This window comes from Enteractinococcus helveticum (assembly GCF_001657475.1).
Classification (GTDB): domain Bacteria; phylum Actinomycetota; class Actinomycetes; order Actinomycetales; family Micrococcaceae; genus Yaniella; species Yaniella helvetica.
Genome location: NZ_LXEY01000070.1, coordinates 1 through 867, shown reverse-complemented (window position 1 = coordinate 867; position 867 = coordinate 1). Strand labels below are relative to the sequence as shown.

Genomic DNA, 867 nt, shown 5'->3' with positions numbered 1-867 from the left:
ATCTCGTCAACGGTAATCGTGGTGGTCATGCGGTGACCTCCCGTTGGGTGAGTTGGTCATAGATGCCTAGATCGATCACTGAGGCGACCGGTTCGCTGCCTTGGGCCATCCGACGAGCGAGCATCCCTAGTGCGGCGTGGCCGGGGTCGTCGCCGGTGGTGATTATCTGGGTGGCCGCACTGGTTGCGGTGGCAAAATCTGTGGCTTGGGCCGCCTCGTGCAGACTTTCAAAGAGTCGACGCCTGTCTGATGTTGCGGCGGTGTCTAACCAATCGCGGATCGGATCATCGACCAGTCGGCGCACCGGTGAGTGACTCCAGGAACCGGGTTTGGCCATCAGTAACGGTAACAGGGCTGCTGGTTCAAAAATGGTGCCTTCGTGGCGGCCAAACACTCGTTGGAAGGTGACCACCGGGGTGGCATCTTCATCCAGGATTTCAATCGTGTTGGCCCGGATCCCTACGGTCAGGGATCGGCCGTGGAAACTGGGCCCGGCCGCGTAGGTGTTGGCCTCGACTTGGATATAGCCCCGTCGATCAGCTTTGCGTGGTTCATACCGGACTGGATCAAACCCAATACCCGGTAGCGGTAAACACGCTTGGATATCCTGGGCAAAGAGATCACCAATTGGAACCCCATGGCGGTAATGATTGTCAGAGGCCAGGTCATCACACCGAGCCAACAACATCGTGTTCAGCGCGTCCAAGGATGTCACCTGCGGCTCTGGCACTAGCAGGTTACGCCGTAAGAACCCTACCGCGTTTTCCACGCTGCCTTTCTCATGACCCGAATCGGGATTGCAAAACCTCGAGTGGGCCCGGTAATGCAGTCGGAAAGCCGAAAACAACGACGTTTCGATCACCTGTT

At 57.8% G+C, this 867-nt stretch carries 1 protein-coding gene; it reads right to left on the bottom strand.

The window, feature by feature from the left end:
- Positions 1-25 precede the first annotated feature (25 nt).
- The coding region (locus A6F49_RS14540; RefSeq protein WP_043055279.1) for a Mu transposase domain-containing protein at positions 26-867 on the bottom strand (842 nt) is incomplete at its 5' end.